Origin of the sequence: Paenibacillus sp. 2KB_20 (genome assembly GCF_052115765.1) — a bacterium.
Lineage (GTDB): Bacteria > Bacillota > Bacilli > Paenibacillales > Paenibacillaceae > Paenibacillus_AQ.
This window is the reverse complement of record NZ_JBFRHH010000005.1, coordinates 274,215-298,468: the sequence shown is the minus strand read 5'-3', so window position 1 is coordinate 298,468 and position 24,254 is coordinate 274,215. Positions and strand designations below refer to the sequence as shown.

Below are 24,254 nucleotides of genomic sequence, written 5' to 3'. Positions count from 1 at the left end.
CGGTAGGCTCCTTCCGGTTTTCTATTAACTATACTCAAGTATATCAGCTATCCTTCTTATAATATAGTGAAGAACATTTCACTTCTTCCCTGAGAATAGGAACTACTTTAAAATAGCAAATGTAGCATTCAAGTAATTCTATTGAAGGAGGAGTTACCATGAAATACAGAAGATTAGGACGGACAGGTCTCAAGGTCAGTGAGATCAGCTTGGGAAGCTGGCTTACATACGGTGGTTATGTTGAACGCGAGAATGCGGTTAACGCAATTAAAACGGCTTATGATCTGGGCATTAACTTTTTTGATACGGCGAATGTATATGAGAAAGGTGCAGCCGAAGAGTTGGTTGGCGAAACCCTGAAAGCGTATCCGCGCGAGTCTTACGTGCTGGCGACAAAGGCATTTTGGCCTATGGGCGATGGCCCGAACGATCGCGGCTTGTCCCGCAAGCACATTATGGAGCAGGCACATGCCAGCTTGAAGCGGCTTGGTCATGATTACGTGGATATTTTCTACTGCCACCGCCATGATCCGGAAACGCCACTTGACGAGACGCTTCGCGCGATCGACGACCTTGTCCGCCAGGGCAAGGTACTCTATGTCGGCGTCAGCGAGTGGCAGGCATCGCAAATAGCAGAAGCGTTGACGGTAGCGGATCGTTACCTGCTCGACCGCATCGTGGTCAATCAACCCATCTACAATATGTTTGAACGTTACATTGAGAAGGAAATCATTCCGCTGAGCGAGCGTTCCGGCATTGGGCAGGTCGTATTCTCTCCGCTGGCGCAAGGTCTGTTGACGGGCAAGTATACCTCAGCTTCCGATATTCCAGAAGGCAGCCGTGCCGCGAAGCTGGAATGGATGCGTAAAGGCATTACCGAGGAGAAAATCGCGAAGGTTCGCGAGCTGGAGAAGATTGCGGCAGAGCTTGAAGTATCCGTAGGCAATCTGGCGCTTGCCTGGATTCTGCGCCAGCCGAACGTAGCCAGTGCGCTTGTCGGCGCAAGCCGTCCGGAGCAGGTTAGCGAGAACGCGAAGGCATCCGGCATTGAGCTCAGCGAAGAGGTTCAAACTCGCATTGAAGAGATTTTGAAATAGGGAAGTAAATCGACTAAGAACTAAGACGTTTATCGCATGGATCCTTGGGAATAAGAGAATCCGAGGACAGGTAGAAAGATGTATATAAGATGGCTTCTGACTCGGTTCAGGGGCCATCTTTTTTGCGTGTCTCTCTGGCTAATGAATCCCTCTTTTAGAAGACATTTTCTTGTTGAATTATATCGTCTACCATTTATAATACTTTCTAGTAATGTTATACTACTCATTAGTATTATATTACTGAAATAGGACAAATGTATTAGGGGGAGAAGCAGCAATATGCAAACACGAAGGCGAATAGCATCCGCGAAATGGTTGAAGGTGATGTTGTCCATTCTAATAGGTTTAGAGGTTGTACTGGGTGTGCTCGCGTCTCCGAAGACGGTTAGGGCTAATCTTCTAGACGCTCAATATCTGGGGGAGATCCGTCTATTTCCTTACAAGAACGGTCCCGAAGGGTGGATATACTGTGCAGGGCAAGTGTTAACGATAAGTCTGGAAAATTCGGCTTTGTATACTCTATTGGGCAACAACTTTGGCGGAGATGGCAGCAAGACGTTTGCATTGCCTGATTTACGGGAGGAAGAACCGGTGCCGGGCATGGGATACTATATCGCGGCTGAGGGATTATATCCGAGAGGCAGCAGTGGCTTGACCTACAATACGATGCTGGGGGAGCTTCGACTTTTTCCCTACAACATGGAGATGAATGATAATTGGGTGACGACTAATGGCACCGCTTTAAGTGATTCTAATCCTCTATACAGTGTGTACGGTACTACATTCGGCCAAGACTGGCAGGGTAGCTTTAAATTACCGCAGATTAACCCTGTGCAGCCCAACATCCGGTATTTCGCCGCCAAGGCCGGGATACATCCAGGCAGCGCTGGTGAGGTGTATGCTGGCGAGATACGCATTTTTCCTTTGGAAATCCCTGGGCTAGCATCCTATAAGGCGGATGGCAAGCTTGTAAATGTTGCAGCGAATAGGGCATTTTATGAGTTAATCGGCAACAAGTTTGGGGGAACTCCGAATCAAACCTTTGGAATTCCTGATCTGAGAGGCAAACCTTTGACGCAGTATTACGTATCCCATTACGGATACGTTCCAACCCTGCAGCAAGTTCAGCCTGTAAGTGTTTCCGATCAATATACAACAGCTGTCTCCACACCATTAACGGTACCGTCCCCTGGGGTGATGAGTAATGATTCCAATGTTCTGACAGCCAAAATATTGAATCTGCCTGCTCATGGAAAGATAACATTTCATAAGAATGGCTCGTTTACTTATACACCGGATGTCGATTTTGTTGGCACAGATTCTTTTACATATATAGCGAGCAATCATAATAAGAGCAGTGGCACAGCCATCGTTAACATTAACGTTACGGAGATTGAGCCGACGATAAGTGGAGTAACCGATGGAGGACTTTATAATCACGAAGTGACGCCCGTTTATACCAATGGCACGGGAACGCTGGACGGGCAGCCTTTTGTCAGCGGCACGACCATCCGCAAAGATGGCCAGTATAAGCTGGTCGTCGAGTCGCCTCGCGGCAAAACGGTCAAGGCCGATTTTGAGATCGACCAAACCGCACCTTTGGTTACAGGCGTGGCAGATGGAGGCCAGTATGATCGGGAGCGGCAAATCTTCTTTAATGAAGGGAACGCGACGCTCAATCAACAAGCGTTCCAGAGCGGAGACAAGGTAAACACGGAAGGGGTATTTAACCTCGTCGTAACCGACCGTGCTGGGAATAAGACTCAGGTTCATTTCTCGATCTATTTCCCAAAAACCGTGACGTTTGACAGCAACGGGGGTTCGCCCGTGGTGGAGGCGGTCGTCCCTTATGCTACGACCGTAACCCAGCCCGTCGATCCAGTGAAACCCGGTTATGCCTTCGGGGGATGGTATATGGATCAATCCTTCCAGCTTCCATTTGATTTCTCGGCACCGATTCTGGCTAACCTGACGCTGTATGCCAAATGGATCGATGCGGATTCGCCTGTCGTAGTGGATCGGACGCCTGCGAATCTGGCTGATGAGGTGTCGATCGAAACGAAGCTTGAATTCAAGTTCAATGAACCCGTAACCGGAGTTAGTGGCAAGTACATATCGATTATGAGGGCGGAGGACCATCACAAGATCGAGTCGATCGAAGTGACAGACGGTTCTCATGTCAGGGTGGTCGATGAGAAGGTAGCGGTAAGTCTGTCTCAACGTCTGTCGTACTTTACGCGTTATTATGTAGAGATAGAGGAGGATGCATTTCAAGACGCTGCAGGCAACCTCTATGAAGGCATGAAGGGTCCTCAAGATTGGAGCTTTATAACGGAAAAAGAATCTGTTTCAGCGCCGCCTCCTGCAAGCTTGAGTGCTAGAGCTGGAGATGGTGAAGTGACCTTGCAATGGTCTACCGTAACGGGGGCTACCTATTACGATATTTATTCCGGGACGGAATCCGGCGTATATGGAACAGCACCGATCGCAACGGTCACGGATACTACGTATTCAGCAGGTGATTTACTGAATGGAACGACGTATTATTTTGCGGTTAAAGCAGGAAATGATGGGGGCTCCAGCGCATTTTCAGAAGAAGTGAGCGCAAGGCCGGCCGGTGCTGAGATTCCCGTTCCGAGCGATGCGGATTTAAGCGGATTAGCATTATCTCATGGAACGCTCGCTCCGGCATTCAACCCTGCTGTCACAAGCTACATTAGCCAGGTTGGAAACCGTATAACGGAGATCAGCATAACGCCGAGCGTTTCCGATCCTCAGGCAAAGGTGACGATGAACGGCAAGGCCGTATCCGCCGGGCAGCCGTCAGATCCGGTCAGCCTAGCAGTAGGAAGTAACAGCATTCATCTCGTGGTTACGGCTCAGAATGGGACGACAAAGACATACACGGTGGACGTGAACAGAGAGGCAGCCGCTTCCCCTGAGCCTGAACCTGGGAATCCACCCCATCCTGGTACGCCAGGCGGTGGATCTGACTCTCCTGGAGGTCAAGGACCAAGCGGTGGTGAGGGTTCCCAAGCAAGTCAAGGGTCAGGTTCGGGGCAGAGCTCCACAGAGAGCAGCCGCGTAACGTCGTATATAAATGATGTATTACAGAACGGCATGATATCATCAACGTTAACGAAAGAAAAGAATGGGCAGGCCGTGTTGACTGTCAAGGTGAACGGAGATAGACTGCAATCACTGCTGATCAAAGAGAAGAACCGTCGACCGATTGTGCGTCTTCACGCCACGGACGATCTCGATCAAGCCGTGCTGGTCCTGGACAACCAGTCCGCAAAAGCGCTTGAAGGAAGCAGCGCGATGATCGAATTCGAGACCTCGGCAGGCAGCGCCCGTATTCCAGCTCAGGCTATTTCAGGACAGCTCGGCAAAGCTGCGGCAACAAAAGAAGGAACACTTCATCTTGTACTTACCAAAAGCGAAATAGCGCTCAGCGCAAAGCTGAAGCAAACCGGGAATGCGAATGATCTTGGTACAACTTATGGCTTCATTGATGTTAGGATTATAGCCTATGATCAAGGGAAGCCGTTGGGCGGAGATTCCTATTCTGCTTACGTGGTGCTCGAGATTCCCCTTCAAGAAGAATCCGCCGCGAAAGTCGTGACAACCGCCGTGTTTTTGGACGAAAAAGGAAACGTCCATCACGCGCCAACCCGGTTGGCAACACGTGAAGGCAAAACGTACGCTATCATCCAAGGTTTGAATAATGGTACGTATGCCTTGGTCAGCCATACCGAAGGATTACCGGATATGACAGGCCATTGGGCCGAGGCAGCGGTGAACGAGATGGCCTCACGCCTTATTGTAAGCGGCAGAGATGCTGCCGGGTTCCATCCGGATGCACCAGTCACCCGTGCGGAATTCGTCTCCATGATGGTTCGCACACTCGGTTTAACAGAGCAGGGAAGCACCAGCACAATTCAAGACGTAACTTCCCGGGACTGGTACTTGGGGGCCGTATCGGCGGCAAGCAAGAGTGGACTTATTCACGGCTATGCCGACGGCACCTTCTTGCCGGATAACCTGATATCGAGGCAGGAGGCTGCGGTCATTGTCGCAAGAGCCCTAAAAATCGCAGGGGTTGCCCCGATATCCGGTAGCTTGGATTCGGATGCTGCGCTAGATTCCTTCCAAGACGGTGCCGAATGGGCAAGTTGGGCGAAGGCGGCTGCAGCGGATGTGGTCGGAAGTGGAATCATGAGCGGTTATGATGGCAAGCTGAGGCCGCACAGTAATATGACCCGGGCGGAAACGGCAATCATGCTTCTGCGGATGCTCTCAGCATCAGGGATGATTGGTGATGTGCCGTCTAAATAAAGGCTTGTCGAATATAGAAAAAAAGAGCTGCGCCAAAAGGAATTCATTCCTGGCGCAGCTCTTCTATTTGAAATAACGCTATTTACCCCAGCCGATAAGTCGCGAACGGCTTGGCATAAACAAAGTCGTCGCTGATTTCATCCAGGCTGGAACCCAGTGCTTCATCGATCTCAATATCCAGGCTCTTCAGGTTATCATCCAACTGCTCGGTTTTCGTAGCTCCGACAATGACAGTGGAGACGGCAGGACGATTCATCAGCCAGGCTAAGGACAGGGCACTCGGGGAATGACCATGCTCTGCAGCCAACTGGCTGACCTGCTGTGCGAGCTTCAGATTGCGATCTTCCAGGAAGCGGTTGAAGTTAGGGTCCGTTTCCGCACGGGAGCCGGAGGGCGTGCTTGCGCCTTGACCGTATTTGCCAGTGAGAATGCCGCCGGCCAGCGGGAAATACGGGATGATGCCAACGCCCTGATCGAGGCAGAGGGGAACAAGCTCCAGCTCCGGCGTACGGTCGGCCAGGGAATAACTCGTTTGGGTGGATACATACCGGGCGTATCCGCGCTGCTCGCTGATCCCAAGCGCCTTCATGATTTCCCAGGCGGCATAGTTGGAAGCGCCGATATATCGGACCTTTCCCGCCGATACCATGTCATCCAGCGTGCGCAAGGTTTCCTCAAGGGGCGTATTCGGGTCAAACGTATGAATCTGATACAGGTCCACATAGTCGGTTTTCAGCCGCTTTAAGCTGTTCTCCAGCTCTTGCTGCAGATGATAGCGGGAGGAACCGCGTTCGTTCGGCCCTTGGCCGTTCACGAGTCCGGCTTTCGTGGCTAATACGACGTTATGGCGTTTGCCGGCAAGCGCCTCCCCGATGATGCGCTCGGATTCCGAGCCTGCGTAAATATTGGCGGTATCGATGAAATTGATGCCATGGTCCAGTGCATGGTCTATGATGCGGGTGGATGTCTCTTGATCGGCTCTTTTGCCAAAAGCGTTCGTGCCAAGACCGAGCTCCGAAACTTTCAGTCCGCTGTTGCCAAGACGGCGGTAGTTCATCTTGATCCACTCCTTTATGTATAGATTTCCTATAGTATAAACATGATCCCGCAATCGCCTTTACTATATTATATCCTCTAGTCTAATCGATGAAGCGGTTTGTGGACAAATGCTAAAGGTTGTGCAAAATGCCTTAGGACTCCTTGCGATAGGCTGAATATTACGATAGGATAGTTACGAACCATTTGGAAGGGGGATTGTCTTATGAATGAAGCGATTTTTAATCAATTGGATTTTGCCAGAGGAGCGACCTTAAAGTCGGTAGAAAATGTAACGGAGCAAGAGGCTGATATCATCCCGGAAGGATTTGCGAATAGCATTCGCTGGAACCTGGGCCATATCTACACCGTGCATGAGCAGTTTGCTTTTGCAACGGCGGGCGAGCAGCCCCGTATTCCGGAAGGATTCGAGGCATGGTTTGCAACCGGAACTAAACCTGCCGATTGGACGTCGAAGGTGCCTGCGATTTCCGAACTGGTAGAGCTTTTGCAGGAGCAAACGACCCGGATCCGTGAAACCTTCTCGAATCGCCTCGACCAGGCTTCGGCTCATCCGCTGACCATCGGTCCCGTGACGTTCCAAACCGTTGGCGAGTTTCTTACGTTCAGCATGTATCACGAAGGTATGCACACGCAGGTGATCAAGTCTTATAGAAATTGATAAAGTAAGATGAAAACGAAGCGATAGAAGGGTGCCCCCACGCATCCCTTCTATCGTTTTTGTTTGTCGCTGCGGTGATCGATCCTTATAATGGAATCAGCACAGATGGGATCATCGATTGGAGGATATGACAATTATGGCGATTGAAATCGAACGCAAATACCTTTTGGAGGTTTATCCGGAAGAGTTGATATCGGAAGGAACCATCGTGGTCGAGAAGGAGCAGTTCATCGAGCAGACGTATTTGGCGCTGGATGGGAATCAGGAGCTTCGGGTCCGCAAAATAACGGATCTGAAATCGGGTCAGGTTGAATTCACTCATACGTTCAAAAAAGGATGGGGAATTGCCAGGGAGGAAATAGAGTTCGCCATTTCCGAAGGACTCTATGAGCAAGTGGTGAAGGCGCATGGCGCGATTCCGCTGACCAAGAGACGGGTGACCGCCCGCTTAGGGAACACGATCATCGAAATCGACGATTATGCGCAGATTCACTTGCTGGTGCTGGAGGTAGAGTTTCCTTCCATGGAAGCCGCAGACGGCTTTGTGCCGCCGGCATGGTTTGGACAAGATATCAGCACGGAGAAACAATACAGCAACAAGAAAGTATGGCGGGACCTGCAGCAGCAAGCTGGCAGGGAATCGTAACGGCGTTAGTCACGAAATGGTTAGCTAAAACATAGGAAACATATGCAGCTAGAACGTGGATACTACGCGTTCTCATATGGTTGCAAAAAGGCTCTTGCGAGCGGTCATACCGGACCGCCCGCGAAGAGCCTTTTTTATAGCATTTAACCCAAAATTCTGTCATAAGGCGAACTGTAATGGTCCATTGAAGAGTGTTTTGAGAAGCATTCGACTTTTTTAGACAAAAGCATTGAAAACGTTTTATTATTATAATATAATATTATCATGATAATTAATTATTATATCTTAAGGGATGATATCCATAACAAATGATGGCGTATCAGAAATAATTAATGGCGTAACAGAGAAGGGAGAAGCTCTTCATGAATGAAAACCAGCAGCTGCTTGAAAGCTATTTTCCGATTGCCTCTTTTATCGCGGCGATCATCGGACCTCAATGCGAGGTGGTTGTGCACGATATCAGCGATCCGGAACGCTCCATCATTTTTATCGAGAATGGCCATATTAGCGGACGCCGGGTCGGCGATGCATCCACAGACCTCGTATTGAAAATTTTGAAGGCTGAGGCCTACAGAGAAGAGCAGTTCATCGCGAACTACAAAGCTTCCAGCGCCCGTGGTCAGACTTTTCGATCTTCGACGTATTTTATTAAAAACGGCAGCGACGAGCTGGTCGGTCTGATGTGCCTAAACATCGACATTACGCATATGGAGGTTGCGGCCGACTGGATCAATAGCATTTTGCAGGGAGGATCGCTGACGCCGCCAGCAGCTCTTGATGCATCCAAGGAGGAGAAACCGTCCACCGAATATCTGCAGGGGAACGTGGACGATTTGCTGCAGCATATCGTCCAGACCGTCCTTAGCAAAATCAGCATTCCGGCGGACCGTTTATCTTCTAACGAGAAGATCGAGATTGTGAAGGAATTGAATGAGCAGGGGGTATTTCTGCTGAAGGGCGGAGTATCCAAGGTTGCCGCGGCTTTATCCATATCGGAGCCTACCGTGTATCGCTATTTGCAGAAGCTGAAATAAGCGGCTGTCAACCGAATAATAATGCATTGCATCCTGAGACAATGGAAGGTGACATCATGACATTTAATTTCGACAAGGTGGTCAGCCGGTTTGGCACGAACAGTGCAAAATGGGACGGGATGGCGCAGAGCATGGGGAGCGACATGATCGCTCTCTCCGTGGCGGATATGGATCTGCCAGCACCGCCAATGGTGGTGGATAAGGTCGCGGAGGCCGCACGTCACGGTATTTACGGATATACCGATCCGTTCCCGCCTTACTTCGAAGCTGTCCGCACTTGGCTTGATAAAGCCTATGACTGGCAGGTCGAGCCCGAATGGATCGTATTTTGTCCGCGCATTGTTCAAGCCGTTTCGGTCATTATACAGAAGTTTACGGAGACCGGAGATAGGATTCTTGTCCATACACCTGTTTATCAGCCTATTGCGAAAGCGGTTACGTTAAACGATCGGGTATTGGTTGAAAGTCCGCTTAGGCTAGCGGACGGGCGATACGAGATAGATTTTGAAGATATGGAGCGGCGGATGCGGGAAGGGGTTAAACTGGTCCTGCTCATATCACCGCACAATCCGGTTGGCCGCGTATGGACGAAGGATGAGCTTGAACGCATGGCGGAGCTTTGTATCCAGTATGACGCACTGATTGTGTCCGATGATATCCATGCTGATTTCATTCATGAGGGACACGAGCATACCGTCATTGCGAAGCTGTCCGAAGAGGTTGCGAATCGTTCCATTATCTGTACGTCACCGGGCAAAACCTTTAACCTGGCAAGTCTCGAAATCGCTAATATCATCATTCCCAATGATGAGCTGCGAGGGCAGTTTAAGCACGGTCTGCTGCAGGCCGGAATTCATAATCCTACATTCTTCTCCGTGCCTGCGCTGGAAGTCGCATACACAGCATGTGATGAATGGTTAACGGAACTTCGTGCTTATATCAAAGATAACATGGCTTATGCCCAAACATTCATAGCTGATCATATGCCAGAGCTGGCCGTGATCGAACCTGAAGGGACATATTTGCTGTGGATTGACTGTACGGCCGTGAGCTGCCATGAAAAGGATTTGGTGGAGTGGATTCAGGAGAAGGCGCGTGTCAGCGTTAGCTTCGGTTCTTCTTTCGGTCCTGGCGGTGAAGGCTTCATCAGGGTCAACATCGCCACGCCGCGTCATATATTACAGGAAGGCCTGGAGCGGCTTGCCGCGGCTTATCCGCTACAGCGTTAACAACCAAAGTTTAAGAGATCAGAAGGAATAAACTTCAAAGGCTTACCATCCTTATCTCGCAAGAAAAACTTCCGCTATATGCGGTCTGTCTTCTGAGAAGGTACTTCGATAGACATTTTCTTATTTACATCCAGGGGGAATCCATGATGGCTAAACCAAAAGAGGAACGAATGATAAAGCAGCCGACCATGTTTCTGGCGTTGCTTCCGATTTTTACGATGGTGATTTTGCTGTGCCTTGGTTACGTATTATTTGAGCTGCCGCCCGAACCGCTGATTATTGCATCCGCCATTGTCGCAGGCCTGATCGCGATTAAGCTGGGATACAGCTACAACGATATTTTGGAATCCATTTCGCAAAAAATTGCGAAAACCATGCCCGCCATCCTCATCTTGATTGTGGTCGGATTTATGATCGGCGCGTGGATGGTCGGTGGAACTATTCCTATGATGATCTACTACGGCCTGAAAATTATTGATCCGCAATTTTTGTTGATCACCGCTTTTCTGGTTACGTCCGTGGTATCCGTATGTACGGGAACCTCCTGGGGATCTGCAGGGACCATCGGGGTTGCCTTCATGGGGGTTGGCGCCGGAATGGACGCCAATCTTGCCGCTGTGGCGGGTGCAGTTGTAGCGGGTGCTTACTTCGGGGACAAGCTTTCGCCGCTCTCGGATACCACCAATATTGCTGCCTTGTCCACTGGCGTTAATCTGTACGAGCATATCGGCCATTTGCTGTATACGACGCTGCCGTCCTTTTTCGTGGCGGGGATCGTTTACGTGGTCACAGGACTGAACACCCATGTATCCAGCGTTGGGGTTCCTGAGAAGGTCACCGAGATCATGAACACGATGACAACGATATACGATTGGAATTTGCTCTTGATCCTGCCGGTATTAATCGTCCTGTACGGCTCGATCACCAAGAAACCGACGATTCCTGTCATGCTGCTGTCGTCCTTTGTGGCCATGGCGAACGGCATGATATTCCATGGCTTCACTTTGCATGATGTTGTGACTTCGGTTGTAAGCGGATTCGATATCGCGATGGTTCATGTTAGCGGCTTTGATCCCAATACCGTCATTGCCGATATTCCGCGTCTCATTAACCGGGGAGGCATGAGCTCCATGATGGGGACACTGCTCATCTGTTTCAGTGCGATCACGTTTGCAGGCACGATATCGCTGACCAAATCGCTGGAGTTGATTGTGGACAAGCTCTTGAAGCATGTGCGTTCCACCGGCTCGTTGATCCTGGCTACGATTGCAACAGGGTTGACCATGATCGGCGTAACCAGCAACGGACAGGTCTCCATCCTGATGCCAGGCGAGATGCTCCGTGAGGCTTACATCCGGCGCGGTCTCCATCCGAAGAACCTGGGGCGGACGGTGGAGGATTCCGCTGCCATTACCGAACCGATTCTGCCATGGACGGCAGCAGGTGCCTATATGGCCGGTACACTTGGCGTAGCGACATTATCTTATTTACCTTGGGCAGTATTGTGCTGGACAGGCATTATCTTCGCAACGATCTGGGGTTTTACCGGGTTCGGCATCGCGAAGCTTACGCCCGAGCAGCAGGAGGAAATGTTGAAGGAATACGACAATCCGCATAAAGGAAGTCAGAACAAGCCTCATGCGGATGATGCAGGTGCAGCATCTGTCCATTAATGCAGGATGAATATTTCTTGGATTAAGACAAGAAATCATCAATATAAATGCGTGATCGTATGCGCTAAAGAGGAGAGAACACCATGACACAACAAGAGAGAAAAACCATCGCCACTCAGCAAGCACCCGGAGCCATAGGCCCTTATTCGCAAGCGGTGCAATACGGAAATCTTCTGTTTACATCCGGTCAGCTTGGGATGGATGCGTCGGGGCAGTTTGCCCCGACGGTAGAAGAGCAGGCGAATCGTTCACTGCTTAACGTGAAGGCGATTCTGGAAGCGGCCGGCTTTGGTATGGAGGATATCGTCAAAACTACAGTCTTTTTAAAGGACATGAATGATTTCCAAGCCGTCAACGAGGTATATGCTTCTTTCTTTTCAGAGCCATATCCGGCACGGAGCGCCGTGGAGGTTGCCCGTTTGCCGAAGGATGGACTGGTTGAGATTGAAGTGGTAGCTCGCAAGTCGTAACTAGCAGATCGTGACTAGGAAGTCAAATCGATGTGCTGAAATTAGGGATATGAATATCATTAAGTTTTAAACAAAACTGCCGGGCATGAAGCCCGGCAGTTTGTTTGGTTTGAAAAGGGGTTACCGTGTTTATTTCGTACGCCCATATTGCTTCCCGTAAGACAGAACCTTATAGTACAGGCTTTTGTCTTTCAAGTTTTTGAGCGGATAAACTTGGGGTCTGGTGTTAACCTCAAGAATCCATGGTCTGCCATTGGAATCTACGGCTACATCCAGTCCCAGTTCATGGAAGCCGCGATAATGGCGGTCAAAGTTTTTACCTACCGCTACGCCAAGTCCTTTGAGCTCGGATTCCAGCTGTTGGGTGAAGGCCGAGGCGAAATTGGCGCCGCTCATCGTCTTGCGGAACGTGCTAATGGTGCCGCCTTGATTATAATTGGTGGCGACTTTGTTAGGGTTGCCGACTTTGGTGAACAGGGCGGTGCTGACCCAGGCTCCCTGCCTAGTCTTCTGGACCATTACCCGGATATCAAATGGCTTTCCATTGCTTTTGGCTAGACGAATTCCTTTTTGCAGCAGGTAGGGTCTGCTCCCGGCAAAGCGGTTCAGATCACGGTACAATTGAGATGAGCTGGAGTATGACGTTTTCTTGGTATTCAGCTGGCTTTGGTAGCCCCCGTCCGTTTTGCGGATTCGGATGATGTTATTGCCGCCTGAACCATCCGTAGGTTTGAAGAAAACCGTAGTGTAGTCCGCCAGCATAGCGTTCAGGTTTTTTTTACTAAACGGCAATGTGTGCGGTACGTATTGTCTGAAATAAGAATCTTCGTTTAACCATTTCGTTTTCTTCCATTTGCTTTTGATGGTACTGCTTTTATATTTCATTGTTAAGAGGCTCACCTCTCTCTTTTTTGTTCAGCATATGCCAAAAAAGTAGAGCAAGCCTCCACGATGGCCTTAAACCAAGCTATGTGCTTGAAAACAATTTTTTATCGAAAAACAATAAGATGATAAATAAAGCTGCCGCGACAAGCAGTATCGACGCCGGTATGATAAAGGCCAGCAGGGTTGCCGTATTCTGCATCTGATAATACATCAGCATGCCCAGCGGCATGATCCCTCCCCCGAGGATGCTCGTCCAGAAGTGCAGCGCGGCCGTCTTCTTCAAACTGAGTTTTTCCCGAAACACGTAGTAGAACAGGCCATAGGCAAATAAGGTCAGCCAGCCTACCACCAGAATATGGGCGTGGCCTGCAACCATGCTGTAGTTACTTCTCCCTGCCATGTCCGCTCCGATCAAAGCACCGAAGAGTGTATAGATTGCCGCGATACGCATCAGCCACTTACTATATTTTACCAATGGATATTCCCCCCCTTGCATCTTGAATCGGTCCCAATATACAAGAGTTATATGAACGGAGCGTGAACAAAATATAAACCGGAATTGAACAGGGAAACATCATCTACTATAATCAAATAGATCTGATCTAGAAGGAGAGAATTCCCAGGTGCGAAGCCCACTCATTGCTTACTGTCTTTCGAAGAAAGCTGCAACCGAGGATTATCCGTTCGGCCCGCTTCCGATCGTCATGAAAGTCGGGGGCAAAATGTTTGCCCTGATTACCATAACGGCAGGAGAGAAGGTTAGTCATATTTCCCTGAAATGCGATCCGGTGATTGCAGAGAATTTGCGCCAGCAGCATGACGCGGTGCAGCCCGGTTATCATCTCAACAAAAAACATTGGAATACCATTACCGTGGATGGCTCCTTAACGGAAGCGGACCTCCAGGATATGATTGATCATTCCTATGATTTGGTGCTGAAGAGTTTACCGAAGGCTCAGCGCGATGCGATCTCTCAGCGGCTGGTATGAAGCCTGCTGAAATAAATAATCGCCCTGTGGCACAGTGGAGGCAGATAAACATCCACTTGCCAGAGGGCGATTATTAGATGGTACCATCAAACCTAGTTCAACCCATCCGCTGGGCGGTTTCGTATCAGAATGGTCTCATGCCCAAAGTATCCACTTTCTCCCCGGTAATATCAACGCCCATACGGCTTGTAATATCGCGGTAGTGACCGGCGCGGCGCTGCACCGGGCTGCCCTCGGTTTCACCGAGGTTAGCTTCCAGGCCGTTCAAGACCATCACGGTCGTACCGAAGCCGGGATCACCCAGCCCTCTGAACTTCTCAAGCGGGGAAGGCTTCCATCTGCCAACCATTACGTCATGGGCGGAAGGCTTCGGGTCCTGCGGCGTCATCCAGAACAGGATGGCGGTCATGTAGCCGATTTTGCCGTCAGCGGCAACGATCTCCGGATGGTCCAGCAGCACGCTTTTGTCTCCATAGATGATGGAACTGAACAGGCCGTAATTAAAGTTCCAGCTGAGCATGATCGGTCCCCGTCCATAATAGCGTTTGTCTGGTGTTCCGGGATACAGCACCGCGCTGGCAGGATCGACGAAAGCATCCTTGTTGACACCAGTCCGGCCGGCGATGTTCTCGTTCCAGAACAATCCCCAACGGAGCGGTCCTCCCGGAGCGGTAGCCCAGCCTCCGCCCGTTTCGTGGGACAGATTGGCGAGGAAGGCGGCCAGTTCACGCTTGCGGTCCTTCTTGAACCCTTCCTTCAGGAAAGTGCCGCCATCAATGATAACGGTTTCAATATCTTTGTTAAGGTTCTCAACCGAATGGAAGTCAGCTGAACGCACAACGAGTGTTTCAACGCGGGCGTCCTTGTCTAATCGGTAAATCTCCTGCGCGGAAGGGGTTCCTTGCCGCGTGTTGATCTTGATCTTCAGATTGGAGACCTCCGCGACCGCGTTGATGAGATTGTCGTATGAGAAATAGTCGGTCTGATCGGCTTTATAGTATTCTTTGCCATTGGCGATTTTAAACCATTCCGCCGAGCCTAGCCGGTAAGGGAACAACGCCTCGAAGTCTTCCTCCGAGAGCAGTGCTCTAACAGCGGCGATCGCCTTCTCCGGTGTGTAATCCGGATCGAGGCCATCCCAATTCTGGTCGATCTCCTTACGACTTATTAGCCGGTGCTCCCCGATCGCTAGGGAACCGCCTAGATTCTCGGTGATTTGTGCTGGAGCTGAGGTGCTGGATTTGGTGCTGGCTGCCGGATGAGCGGAAGATGCTTCGGGCTGGGGCGCTTCATCGGCTGCAAAGGCATGAAGCGGGGTCATGAGGAGCGCAGCGCAGAGGGCTGCAATCATACTTCGCTGGATCATTTTGCGGGATAACGGATATTTCCACACGGTCATACACATTCTCCTCTGTATCATTGGGATTGGAATACACTGCCATCATATATACGGTATGTTGTTTTGTACATAGTCAGGAAATCCCACGATTTAACGCGCAGTTGACACTGATGGGGAACCTCTGGCGCGACCAAGCGGGGGAGATGTGACGATAGACAGGGGATTTGCTGTGGAATCACTAAAGATGCCGTCGAAGTTCGAATACTGGCATTCGCAGTGTCCTCCAACTTGATAACTAGTTTTTTAACGCAAAAACATTATAATGTTATTATGTCTTGATTCTAGCAATCTATTAATCTATGGAAAGCATGCTTCACTTCATAATGTTCTGTTCATTTGTGTAATTTCATACATATTAGAGATTCATCATCTTATAGACGAAGAAGGTTAACTGACATGAGTTTATTTGTTCGCGAAAAAGGGTTCTACAAAAGCTTTTTCTGGCTGACGCTTGTGATCGGGATGCAGAACCTGATATCGGTCGGCGTGAATTTGTCGGACAACGTCATGCTGGGAGGATACAGTGAATCGGCCCTATCGGGTGTTGCCCTCGCGACCCAGATCCAATTCCTGCTGCACATGCTAGTTATGGGCGTATGCGAAGGATTGGTCATCATGTCGTCCAGATTCTGGGGAGCGAAGGATTTAGGCTCCATCAAAAAAGCAGCAAGCATCGGCATGCGCATGGCCATTTTCCTCAGTATTGTGTTATGGATAGTCGTGTTCTTTTTCCCGCATGAGGTACTGTCCTTGTTTACGAAGGAAGAGAATGTTATAGCCGCAGGTGTGGAATATTTACGAATCATCTGTTTCTCTTATATCTTCTTTGCCGTCACCAGTTCCTTGCTGGCTTCACTACGAAGCGTGGAAACGGTGAAAATCGGCTTTGTGGTATCGTTATCGACCCTGATTATCAACATCTGCCTGAACTATATCCTCATCTACGGGTATTTAGGTTTTCCTGAACTGGGTGTGACCGGATCGGCTATCGCTACCCTGACGGCTAGAATCATTGAATGTGTGATCGTCCTGGTGTACATTAAACGATTTGATCGCAAAATTTTGCTGAAGCTGCAGGATTTCCTGCAGTTCGATATGGAGCTCTTCAAACAGTACATTCGCGTAGGCTCCCCGATTCTGCTGTCGAACACGATATGGGGGCTTGCCATGGCGGCACAAACTGCCATTCTGGGGCATATGGGAGAATCGGCAATCGCGGCCAACAGTATTGCGACTACGATTTTCCAGATGGTGACAGTCATCGTTTACGCTTCGGCCAGCGCAACGGCTGTGCTGATTGGGAAGACCATCGGTGAAGGGTTGATGGACAAAATCATATCCTATGCCAAAACGCTGCAGATTCTGTATATCCTGCTCGGCTTGCTGACGGGCGCTGTGCTGTTTGTAATTAAGGATTTCGTCCTGGGCTTCTACTCCATATCCGATGAGGCGAAGACACTCGCGCTCCATTTCATGACAGTGTTGTCGATCACCGTAGTCGGAACGGCTTATCAGATGCCGGCATTAACGGGCATTGTGCGAAGCGGCGGAGACACCCGCTTTGTCCTTTACAACGATTTGATTTTTATGTGGCTGATCGTGCTGCCCTCCTCGGCATTATGCGCGTTCGTGTTCGATTTATCACCACTCGCCATATTCATTTGCTTGAAGTCCGATCAGATACTGAAGTGTTTTGTGGCGATCGTAAAGGTTAATCGATTCAAATGGATACGATCCTTCAGCTCATGATGGATGGACGGTTGTCTTATGGTAAGAAATCCATAGAGTAAAAAAAGAGCCTCGGGAACGCGTGTCCCGGGGTTCTTTTGTATGGTTACGTTCAATCCTCTAGCAGGTTTAATGACTGGGCTTTAACCAGCGCCTGCGTGCGGGTAGTCACGCCGAGCTTGCCATACAGTCTGGATAAATATACCCGGACTGTTCCTTCGGACAGGCCAAGTGCAGCGGCCATCTGTTTATTGGCGGCACCTTGCCGGATCAGATGCAGGAGATTCATTTCATTCCGATTCAGCTGTTCCGGGAGAACAGACGGGGATAGCTTGGCGGATGAAGGGTCCGCTTGGGGATAATCCGGAAAATGCTCCAACAGGATGCGTACATATTCAAGCAACTGATGCTGTTCCGGCTGTAAGCCGCTTTCTTCTCCTTGGTGGTTTGCATACAGCTTCAGCAGCTGGTACATCTCCTCTCCTTCGTCCAGGAAGGAACGGACATAACCGTTCTGTGCTCCAATACGCAATGCGTCGCCAAGGAGATGAAGGGACTGCTTTCGCTGACCACGCTGATATTCCAGCAGCGCTTGCAGGCCTGTGATCTCGATGATGCTGGATCGTTGCTGTTCGCGCTCGGCTTGGGGTTTTAACAGCTCCAGGAGGTGAAGCGCCTCGGCTTCCCTGCGCTGTTTGCCTAACAGGCGAACGAACGCCAGATATTCGGTTTCCCGGCTATAGGTTGGTCGGTCCTTGACGGAAATCGGGAGGGCGGCCGCTTCCTTTCGGGCTTCGGTTATACGCGCTTCCCGAATATAGAGCATGCATCGTATAGCCTTTAATGGAGCAAGCCATGGGCTCGCTTTCCTGCCGAGGACAGCGGTCCATGCTTCATCCAGAGCATAATGGGCCAGATGAAACTTGCCCTCCGCAGCGTACAGCTTGGCTTCGGTTATATGAAGCGGCACGAACAAACCCATGGTTTCTTTGGCGGGGGGCGCATTTCGAATCTGTACCAGCAGTTGACGGCATTCGGCAAGCCGATTCCATTCATAATACCCCTCGCACAAGGATTGCTTTACATATAAATTCATGAGCGAATGCGCCCATCCATGGGATTCCAGCACGCCGGTAAACAGATGTGCGATCTTCTCCGTATCAGCGGAGAGAGCTCCCTTCATGCCAAGCGGTGTACGTCTTACGTAAGGCTCCTGACGGTTGTAATCGAATTGATAGTAGATCGGATTGTCGGGCATAGCGTTGTCGAGGATGCCTTCGCTGAAAGCAAACCATTTGCCGAAGTCCCCGTTCAGAAAAACAAGATTGGAACGCACGAACAGGAGGCTGCTTCGGAGCTGCTCCCGTCGATTTGATGACGCGAGTGCGGCGCACGTTTCTTCAATCTGGGAGAGCATGCGCTCAGACCGCTCCAGATCCCCTGCCAGAACCATGATAAAGGCATGCGCTAATGACATTTCAAGTCTCATCGAGAATGGGGATGGGATGCGGTCAAACCATTCTAGCAAGGTAGCAATTTCCCCCCGTTCAAGCACGGTTTGCATATGCTGCTCCAGCAAGTTCACGGCCCCCTCAATGTCCTGCGCTGCAAACATATGGTCAATGGCCTCATCCATAGAACCGGCAGAAGCGTAATATTGCCCGGCAAGCCGATGACGCTTCGTACACTCCCTGTTATCTTCACGTAGCAGGAGGTCCAGGAGAAACTGCGAGAACAGATGATGATAGCGATAGCAGGTATGATGTTCATCCAGTGGAACCAGAAACAGATTCAGCTTCTGCAGCTCCTCCAGCATCGGGCGGCTGTCGTTGAGATCGGTTACAGCATCGCACACCTGTGGATGAAGCTCCGACAGGACTGCGGTCTGCAGCAGAAAAGTGAGTACTTCGGGAGATAACCTGCTTATCACCTCCTGGAACAGATATTTTGAGATCAGAAGTTGATTTCCCTTCATATCTTCGACGAATGGCTCCAGATCGCTGCCGGTTCGCAGGGAAAGCGAAGCAAGCTGGAGCCCGGTTATCCAGCCTTCCGTTCGATTAAGCAATGCATCCAGCTGCATCGGAGTTAGACGGGGCTGACTGCTATCTGATTCATGCCGGAAAAAGCGCTCGGTTTCATCAGAGGTGAATTCCAGCTGCTTCATTCCGATATGGTTGACCTCATGGTTAACCATCCCTTTCATTGTGGGGAATGGAAGCTCGGTTCGGGAGGAGATGAATAGATGAATAGGCTCAGGGAGGTAATCAATCAAGTAGGAAATCCCCGCGTGGATTGCATGATAGTGAATGCTATGCAGGTCCTCGAGAATGAGATTGAGGGGTTCATGCTCCTCGTATAATTCACTGATCAGCGTATCCAGAAAGCTTTCAATCGAGGCGCTTGGCAGCAGATGCGTATGGTTCATAAGCCGATCTCCTTGCTGTTCTGGAAGAACCGAAGCCAAGGCGGCTGTTACGTATCGCCAAAAGCGGACGGGATCGTTATCCCGTTCACCCAGCGACACCCAGGCGCATCGCTCGTTGGCTCCATGGGCCCACTGGGCCAGCAGTGTCGATTTGCCGTATCCGGCAGGGGCAATAATGGTAGTTAGTTGTCCATTGTGGCCTGCTGTCATCGCTTGAATAAGCCGATCCCGGTGAATGAGATGCTTTTTTAACCCGGGAAGGCTTATTTTCATTTTCAGAATAGGTGAATCAGTCAGTAACTTCATAGATACCCTCGCTATATACGAACGTTATTTTTTCGAAATTGAGTCAAGATAACTAGATTATATGAAAAAAATGATGAAAAGTTAACGTTTGTCAATCGTTTCCCTTCCATTTATTTGATAGCATCCTTGGTACCACGGTCCCGACCGGGATTGTGGTTTATAAGCGCTGATGAAATGAGGGAGGAGATTTATGTTAAGGCATTCAGGGAAAATCCTGCTATGTATAGCTTTGCTGTTGATGCAGATGGATTGGGTATTCGGATACCGGCAAGCCTTCGCAGCCACCGCGGTTGCACCGAAGCTTGTTGCCGGTTACTATCATACCGCTTCGCTTGTAAGCAGCGGCGAGGTTTATTCATGGGGGTATGGAGACAGGGGACAGCTGGGCGACGGCAGCTGGAGCACCCGGATCACTCCGGTCATGGCGAAGGGTTTGAACCATGTCATTGACATTCATTCCGGCGTCCGCAGCTCCATGGCGCTCCGTCAGGACGGAACGGTGTGGACCTGGGGGGCGAACGAGAACGGACAGTTGGGAATTGGAACGACAACAAATGTGAACGCCCCCACACAAGTTGCAGGTTTAAGCGGGATTAGGGCCATATCAGGCGGATTGGGCTATCACGGCATGGCGCTTTCCGAGAACGGCACCGTATGGACTTGGGGGAAAAACGACAACGGCGAGCTGGGCAATGGAACGACGATACAACAAAACACCCCGGTTCTCGTGACCGGTCTAAGCGATGTGAAGGCGATTGCGGCTGGAGGATATTACAGTCTTGCCTTGAAATCCGACGGTACCATATGGGCCTGGGGCGTGAACGGAGACGGGGAGCTTGGCGATGGAACGAGGATGGATCGATACACGCCGGTACAGGTGGCGGGGCTGACAGACGTCGTTGCCATTGCCGCCGGAGGGTCTCATAGTTTGGCGGTTAAACAAGACGGCACCGTCTGGGCATGGGGAAAAAACACATACGGCATGCTTGGGGACGGCACGAGAACAAACCGAACGACACCGGTGCAGGTTCGAAGCTTGGAGCATATTGTTGCGGTTGCAGGCGGTGGGTACCACAGTCTTGCAGTGGACCAAGCAGGAAACGTATGGAGCTGGGGGGATAACAGTCAGAAGCAGCTCGGCCTAGGCTCGAATGGTTCAAGCCTAATTCCGGCCCCTGTGTCAGGGATCGAGCATGTTCGTGAAATTTCCGCCGGCGGCTATCATAGCGTGGCGATGAAGAAGGATGGGACCGTCTGGGCATGGGGCTTTAACTCCGGAGGGCAAATCGGGGATGGGACCTACAACAATACCAGGGATATTCCTACCCTGACGAAGGCCGTGCTGGATACCACGGCGCCGGATACAGGAAGTGGGGTCTTGAATCCGTACAGCATTACCGCGGACTCCGTTGGATTGGAGTGGCCCAAGGCCCGGGACAATATGACGGAGCAGCACGACCTGCAGTATCTTTTATATTCGTCTGGCAGCCCAAATATCGGGGACGTAAGTCAAATGGAGAGGTACGGAAAGCCGATCGGAAGCTACACGGCGGATCAAACCGCACTTGCGGTAAACGGACTTGCTGAAGGCACGGATTATTATTTTAATGTCATCGCCAAAGATGCCGTCGGCAGAAAAAGCGCATACCGCATGCTGAAAGTGACAACGAAATGGCCGCAAATCTACTCGTTAATCTATGATGGCAACGGAAATACGACGGGGAATGTTCCGGCAAGCAGTGGTTTGTTTGCCAGAGGCGAAGAAACGGTTGTAGCGGGCAATACAGGCCAACTGGGCAAGGATGGATATACCTTCGTCGGCTGGAATACGGAGGCCGATGGAAGCGGGATCGATTATCCGGCTGGAGGCAAGCTTATATTTGGTATGCAGGATGTCACGCTGTATGCCAAATGGAGTGCGAACCCGGCACCAACCGAACTTACGGCGGTATCGTATACGCCGGCTCATCAGTCTGTCGGGGTTGAAAGAGATGCGACCTTGCAGGTTGTCTTTAATGAAGAAGTGACGGCTGTGTCCGGTAAATCGATTACGATTAGGCAAGCTTCGGATCAACGCGTCGTGGAGACCATCGATGCTGCTGATGCAGGTAAAGTCTCGGTTCTCGGGAACACGTTGACCCTGGAACCGTTGACTGCTTTCGACTATGGAACGACTTATTATGTCGAGATCGAGTCTGGGGCTTTTACCGGTAACCATTCGGGTACCTATTTTGCCGGAATTCAAGGCGGGGATACCTGGAGCTTTACGGTCAGGGAGCCTGCGACCACGCCGTATGACGCCACCTTGCAAGCATTGGCGCTGAATTCACCTGGAGCGGAAGTGGGTCTGAGCCCTGAATTCGATAGATACCATCATGACTACAAGGCACATGTAGCCAATGAAACGGAACGCCTTACGGTGACTGCCCAGGTGTATGACGCTCGTGTACAGGTATCGGTCAGCGTGTACGGGGAAGCCGGGGATTTGGAAGTGGGGCCGATCCATATTTTCTCCGGTCAGGAGAGCCCGGAACTCCCGGTTTCCGTCGGTAACCATATAATCGAGGTCGTTGTGACGGCGCCGGATGGCCAGCATCTGAAATATAGAGTGATGGTGACAAGAGCGTCGTCAACCGGAGGCGGAGGTGTAACGCCTGAAGAACCGGGAGGAGGTTTATCTCCTGGAGGTACTGGCTCAGGCTCAGGATACGCAAATTCAGGTTCATCAGGCAGTGCCACGCCAGCAGAGAATAGAGTGAATGTCAGAGTTACGCTAAACGATGAATCTCAGGAAGGGATGGTTACAGGCTTGTTCCATGAGACAGATGGACATACCGTCGTTTCGATGAAGCTGGATACGGCAAAGCTGGAAGCCCGTTTAAAGACCGTGGACTACAATCCGGTCATCGTCATTGCGCTTGCACAGTCTGCGGATCATGTCTACCTGGAAATAAGCGGTGCTGCAATTGACCTTCTTGATGCAAAGCAGGGCGCCATTGAAATCCGATCCGTTCTCGGTACCTTCCATGTTCCTGCTGCCGTGATGGCATCATCGCGCTGGCAGAAGTCGGGAAGTTTGGATAAGCCGATAGCGGCGGATCAAATATTGGTGACTCTAACGATGGCTGCCAGCGATGCAGCTAAGATAAAGGCTGTACAGAAGGCGGCGCTGCAATCCGGCATAACCCTTATCGGTTTGCCTGTCGATTTTGAAATTACAGCTAAAGTTCAGGACATATCCCTGCAATTAGATCCGTTTCCACAGTATGTGGAGCACCGGATTTCATGGCGACAGGGAGTGTCAGGCCCGATTACTACAGCTGCCCGGGTGGATGAGAATGGAGATTTCCATCATATCCCGACGCGAATAGAGATGAAGAAGGATGGAAGCAGCGAGGCCGTTCTGCATCGCCTCACCGCCGGAACCGTTGCTCTTATATCTCATCAAGCGAGCGTTGCCGATGTTTCGTTTCATTGGTCCAAGGATGCTGTGAACGATCTGGCTTCGCGATTGATCCTCGATGGAAGCGGCCGAGTGAAGGAGCCCACAAACCCAGGTGCGAATCAGCCCGAGAGGACCCGTTTCGCTCCGGACGCTCATGTGAATCGTGCGGAGTTTGCTGCCATGACCGTCAGGGCACTCGGTTTGCACGAGGTGAAGGGAGAAGTTCCTGCTTTTCAGGATGTCGGCGCAGGCGACTGGTATAGCGGCGTCATTGCACAAGCCGTACAGTATGAGCTTCTTCAGGGGTATGAGGACGGCCGTTTTCGGCCAACTCAAGGGATTACGCGCCAAGAGGCCATAGTGGTTATGGCTAGAGTGATGAAACTGGCAGGTATAACAACTACAGTGAATGAGATGGAATCAACTGGTATCCTTTCCTCTTTTAAAGATCTCCAAGGCCTTTCCGCTTGGGCCAAACCGGCTGCTGCCGCGCTTGTGCAGCAAGGAATAGTCCATGGAGCCGACGCAGGGCTTAAGCCGCTGCAGAAGCTGTCCCGCGGCGAGGCGGCCGTCATGCTGCAGCGGTTATTGAAGGCAGCAGAGCTGATCGATTGATTCAGCGGGATTAACTAGGTCGGATCTTAGAACATTTCATATATTTGCAGGGGATGCCTTTAGGCATCCCTTTCTGCGTGAATGAAAAGGAAAAGCAGCATATAAGCTGCCAACAATTTGAAATTAATGCGTTTTCATGCTGATCTCGGCAGAAAACGCTTGCTCAAATGTTGGCAATTTCCGAACATTCTCGACATTTTGATAAGGTAATGTTCTGTGATATCGGCAGTTTTCCGCCAAATTTTTGCTAAAAAA

Annotated in this window: 16 protein-coding genes; 11 read left to right on the top strand and 5 right to left on the bottom strand. The window is 50.6% G+C overall.

Features of this window, described 5'->3' with window-relative positions:
* The first annotated feature begins 158 nt into the window (after nucleotides 1-158).
* The gene (locus AB4124_RS15915) at nucleotides 159-1,097 is read left to right on the top strand and encodes an aldo/keto reductase family protein (RefSeq protein ID WP_076322809.1); all 939 of its coding nucleotides are present in this window, start codon (nucleotides 159-161) and stop codon (nucleotides 1,095-1,097) included.
* 279 nt (nucleotides 1,098-1,376) lie between these two features.
* The gene (locus tag AB4124_RS15910) at nucleotides 1,377-5,435 is read left to right on the top strand and encodes a tail fiber protein (protein ID WP_441973447.1); all 4,059 of its coding nucleotides are present in this window, start codon (nucleotides 1,377-1,379) and stop codon (nucleotides 5,433-5,435) included.
* Between the two features lie 82 nt (nucleotides 5,436-5,517).
* Here AB4124_RS15910 and AB4124_RS15905 read toward each other — a convergent pair whose 3' ends face one another.
* Nucleotides 5,518-6,492 carry an aldo/keto reductase gene (locus AB4124_RS15905; RefSeq protein WP_441973446.1) on the bottom strand — a complete coding sequence of 325 codons (975 nt, stop codon included), beginning with the start codon at nucleotides 6,490-6,492 and terminating at the stop codon, nucleotides 5,518-5,520.
* 204 nt (nucleotides 6,493-6,696) lie between these two features.
* On the opposite strand from AB4124_RS15905, the gene AB4124_RS15900 reads away from it, so the two are divergent.
* The 6 genes from AB4124_RS15900 to AB4124_RS15875 all read left to right on the top strand — a co-directional run bounded on the left by AB4124_RS15900 (nucleotide 6,697) and on the right by AB4124_RS15875 (nucleotide 12,204).
* A complete protein-coding gene (locus tag AB4124_RS15900) occupies nucleotides 6,697-7,152 on the top strand; it encodes a DinB family protein (protein WP_441973445.1) in 456 nt (151 codons plus the stop codon).
* A 136-nt stretch (nucleotides 7,153-7,288) separates the two neighbouring features.
* Complete coding sequence (locus AB4124_RS15895; protein ID WP_441973444.1) at nucleotides 7,289-7,798, top strand: CYTH domain-containing protein; 510 nt, start codon at nucleotides 7,289-7,291, stop codon at nucleotides 7,796-7,798.
* A 362-nt stretch (nucleotides 7,799-8,160) separates the two neighbouring features.
* Complete coding sequence (locus AB4124_RS15890) at nucleotides 8,161-8,832, top strand: helix-turn-helix transcriptional regulator (RefSeq protein WP_441973443.1); 672 nt, start codon at nucleotides 8,161-8,163, stop codon at nucleotides 8,830-8,832.
* 56 nt (nucleotides 8,833-8,888) lie between these two features.
* The gene (locus AB4124_RS15885) at nucleotides 8,889-10,061 is read left to right on the top strand and encodes a MalY/PatB family protein (RefSeq protein WP_441973442.1); all 1,173 of its coding nucleotides are present in this window, start codon (nucleotides 8,889-8,891) and stop codon (nucleotides 10,059-10,061) included.
* Nucleotides 10,062-10,204: 143 nt separating this feature from the next.
* The gene (gene nhaC, locus AB4124_RS15880; protein WP_441973441.1) at nucleotides 10,205-11,734 is read left to right on the top strand and encodes a Na+/H+ antiporter NhaC; all 1,530 of its coding nucleotides are present in this window, start codon (nucleotides 10,205-10,207) and stop codon (nucleotides 11,732-11,734) included.
* Between the two features lie 83 nt (nucleotides 11,735-11,817).
* Complete coding sequence (locus AB4124_RS15875; protein ID WP_430111704.1) at nucleotides 11,818-12,204, top strand: RidA family protein; 387 nt, start codon at nucleotides 11,818-11,820, stop codon at nucleotides 12,202-12,204.
* A 129-nt stretch (nucleotides 12,205-12,333) separates the two neighbouring features.
* On the opposite strand, the gene AB4124_RS15870 is transcribed toward AB4124_RS15875, so the two are convergent.
* Together AB4124_RS15870 and AB4124_RS15865 are read right to left on the bottom strand one after the other, a co-directional pair.
* Nucleotides 12,334-13,089 (bottom strand): YheC/YheD family protein, encoded by a 756-nt coding sequence (locus AB4124_RS15870; protein WP_441973440.1) that lies wholly within the window; start codon nucleotides 13,087-13,089, stop codon nucleotides 12,334-12,336.
* An 82-nt stretch (nucleotides 13,090-13,171) separates the two neighbouring features.
* The gene (locus AB4124_RS15865) at nucleotides 13,172-13,564 is read right to left on the bottom strand and encodes a hypothetical protein (protein ID WP_379412575.1); all 393 of its coding nucleotides are present in this window, start codon (nucleotides 13,562-13,564) and stop codon (nucleotides 13,172-13,174) included.
* Nucleotides 13,565-13,712: 148 nt separating this feature from the next.
* Between AB4124_RS15865 and AB4124_RS15860 the strand changes: the two genes are divergently transcribed.
* On the top strand, nucleotides 13,713-14,078 hold the full coding sequence (locus AB4124_RS15860) for an MmcQ/YjbR family DNA-binding protein (protein ID WP_076322818.1): 366 nt from the start codon (nucleotides 13,713-13,715) through the stop codon (nucleotides 14,076-14,078).
* Between the two features lie 124 nt (nucleotides 14,079-14,202).
* Here the strand turns inward: AB4124_RS15860 and AB4124_RS15855 are convergent, their stop codons facing one another.
* Nucleotides 14,203-15,477, bottom strand: coding sequence for a chitinase (locus AB4124_RS15855; protein ID WP_441973439.1), 1,275 nt, complete (start codon nucleotides 15,475-15,477; stop codon nucleotides 14,203-14,205).
* Nucleotides 15,478-15,873: 396 nt separating this feature from the next.
* On the opposite strand from AB4124_RS15855, the gene AB4124_RS15850 reads away from it, so the two are divergent.
* Complete coding sequence (locus AB4124_RS15850) at nucleotides 15,874-17,226, top strand: MATE family efflux transporter (protein WP_441973438.1); 1,353 nt, start codon at nucleotides 15,874-15,876, stop codon at nucleotides 17,224-17,226.
* A 91-nt stretch (nucleotides 17,227-17,317) separates the two neighbouring features.
* Here AB4124_RS15850 and AB4124_RS15845 read toward each other — a convergent pair whose 3' ends face one another.
* A complete protein-coding gene (locus AB4124_RS15845) occupies nucleotides 17,318-19,939 on the bottom strand; it encodes a LuxR C-terminal-related transcriptional regulator (protein WP_441973437.1) in 2,622 nt (873 codons plus the stop codon).
* A 190-nt stretch (nucleotides 19,940-20,129) separates the two neighbouring features.
* Between AB4124_RS15845 and AB4124_RS15840 the strand changes: the two genes are divergently transcribed.
* Nucleotides 20,130-23,999 carry an RCC1 domain-containing protein gene (locus tag AB4124_RS15840; RefSeq protein ID WP_441973436.1) on the top strand — a complete coding sequence of 1,290 codons (3,870 nt, stop codon included), beginning with the start codon at nucleotides 20,130-20,132 and terminating at the stop codon, nucleotides 23,997-23,999.
* Nucleotides 24,000-24,254: the final 255 nt, after the last annotated feature.